Origin of the sequence: Candidatus Ichthyocystis sparus (genome assembly GCF_900078745.1) — a bacterium.
GTDB classification, from domain to species: domain Bacteria; phylum Pseudomonadota; class Gammaproteobacteria; order Burkholderiales; family 2013Ark19i; genus Ichthyocystis; species Ichthyocystis sparus.
The window spans coordinates 1-2,477 of sequence record NZ_FKII01000097.1 but is presented as its reverse complement, the minus strand read 5'-3'; the positions used below and the strand labels follow the sequence as shown (position 1 = coordinate 2,477).

The window sequence follows — 2,477 nt, the reverse complement described above, 5'->3', positions numbered from 1 at the left end:
ATGAGTACCAGATTCGTCACTCAATTTATAAAAACGATCGAAGATATGTTTCGCATCTTCTTCTGCAATCGAACCATCATTTTCAATATTAAATATAATCAAGTGATTTGTACTAGTTAGAGTGATATTAATCATGCTATTTTGAGGAGCATATTCCATTGCATTAATGATGAGGTTATTGAAAGCTTGATGTAATAGTCTTTCATTTCCTCGGAAATACAAATCTTCCAATTCAGTAAACAAAACTAAATCTTTTTCATCAGTTCGAAATTGTTCATGTCTAATAATATCCTTTATTAAAGTATTTAAATGGACATTATCGTTAAAAGTAAGGTGGGAAGCATTATCTAATTCAGATAAAAGTAGCAATTCCTTAGTTAGTTCACTTACTTGATTAGTGATTTCAAACATTTCATTGATATATAGTTGTTTCTCTTCTTCATTTTGCGTCAATTCAAGTTGTGTAAGCAATCGTTGTAAATGTGTAAGCGGTGTTTTAATTTCATGAGATACATTTTGGACAAAATGTTGTCTCATTTGATCTACTTGTCCCAAATTTTGACGCATTGTATTGAAACGTGATTGCAGCGTTCCAATTTCATCATGACGTGTTTGTTTGATAGGCGTACTGAAATCACCTTTCATAATTCGAGTTGTTGCATTTTTTAATGCGGTCACTGGTTTAATAATAGAATAAGTTGATGCAATGACTAGTGAAATTGAAATAATAAGTAAAAGTGTTATCAATACAGCTAAGAAAATTCTAAATTCGCTAAAAGTTTGCCCGATATCTGGACGCATAAAAACTGCTAATACCCCATCATCTGTTTTAAATTGAATACCTACTGTATTATCCGTTTCATTATCGAAGAACCCTGTTACAAAAAATGCATAAGGTTTATTTTTAATACCGTGATAATCTTCACCGTTGAGCACTTTTTTGATTGCAGACTGACTTATAGTATTTTTACGAAAAGTTTCCCCATAAAAATGTTTGGTTCCATGTTCGTTGACAGTCATAATTTGATAATTCATTTGACCTAAATGTTTCAAATACGTATCTAGAGGTTTAGGTTTTTGAGTTCTTTCATATTCACGAGCTTCTTTAAGTGTGCGCATAATTTTTGCATCATTAGAAGCTTTCAAATGAAAGTGATAATAAATATTCGTAAAAAGAAAATGACTAAAAAGTTAATAGCTAATTTACAACAAAAAAATGTTGGTATTAATTATAAACATGAAGTTTTAGATATAAAAAAATTAAATAATGGTAACTGGCAAGTTGTGGTTAAAGATTTAAATACATCAAATGTAATGAATTATGAATCTAAGTTCGTCTTCATCGGAGCTGGTGGTGCAAGTTTACCTTTATTACAAAAAACAAAGATTAAGGAATCTAAACACATTGGTGGTTTCCCAGTAAGTGGCTTATTTTTACGATGTAAAAATCCAGATGTCATACATAGACATCATGCAAAAGTTTACGGTAAAGCCGAGGTAGGTGCACCTCCAATGTCAGTTCCACATTTAGATACACGATTTGTTAATGGTGAAAAATCATTACTATTTGGACCTTTTGCAGGGTTTTCGCCGAAATTCTTGAAAAACGGTTCATATTTAGATCTAGTTAAATCTGTAAAACCCAATAATATGATCACAATGTTAAGTGCTGGCGTAAAAGAATTTAATTTGACGAAGTATTTAGTTTCTCAATTAATGCTTTCAAATGAAGAACGGATTAATGATTTGCGTGTATTCTTACCAGAAGCGAAAGATGAAGATTGGGAAGTAATTACTGCAGGTCAACGTGTTCAAGTGATTAAAGATACAGATAAGTCTAAAGGTCAATTACAATTTGGTACGGAAGTGATAACATCAGAAGATGGTTCACTTGCAGCATTATTAGGTGCTTCACCTGGTGCTTCGACTGCTGTTGATATCATGTTTGATGTCTTGCAACGTTGTTACAAATCAGAGTTTAAGTCATGGGAACCAAAAATTAAAGAAATGGTCCCATCATTTGGTTTAAAATTGTCAGATCATGAAGATATATATCATTCAATAAACGAAGAAGTAAAAAAATACTTGAATGTAAAGTAGTATTTAAAAAAACCACCATTAAATGATTAAAAATAAGTTATCATTTAATGGTGGTTTTATATATGGCGTATAGTTTAATTAATGAAATGTTTTAAATTCATCATATTTTGTTATGAATCCAATTGATAATTTAAAGAATACATACTAAATAAATAGTTTTACAATAAATTGTGTTTTATCATCTGAAGTGAGCGTAATGTTACCATGATGAAGATGAATAATTGATTGGGTAATGGCAAGACCTAGACCATTACTACTAGATTCGTCACTCAATTTATAAAAACGATCGAAGATATGTTTCGCATCTTCTTCTGCAATCGAACCATCATTTTCAATATTAAATATAATCAAGTGATTTGTACTAGTTAGAGTGATAT

The 2,477-nt window shown here is 30.6% G+C and carries 3 protein-coding genes; 1 reads left to right on the top strand and 2 read right to left on the bottom strand.

Annotated features, from left to right (window positions below; genetic code table 11):
- A partial coding sequence (locus A6733_RS08165; protein WP_278183925.1) for a HAMP domain-containing sensor histidine kinase occupies positions 1-1,146 on the bottom strand: 1,146 nt, incomplete at its 3' end.
- Between A6733_RS08165 and A6733_RS08160 the strand changes: the two genes are divergently transcribed.
- Positions 1,147-2,100, top strand: a complete 954-nt coding sequence (locus tag A6733_RS08160; RefSeq protein WP_278183924.1) for a malate:quinone oxidoreductase — start codon at positions 1,147-1,149, stop codon at positions 2,098-2,100. It begins immediately after the preceding gene.
- Between the two features lie 144 nt (positions 2,101-2,244).
- Here the strand turns inward: A6733_RS08160 and A6733_RS08155 are convergent.
- A partial coding sequence (locus A6733_RS08155; RefSeq protein WP_141663504.1) for an ATP-binding protein occupies positions 2,245-2,477 on the bottom strand: 233 nt, incomplete at its 5' end.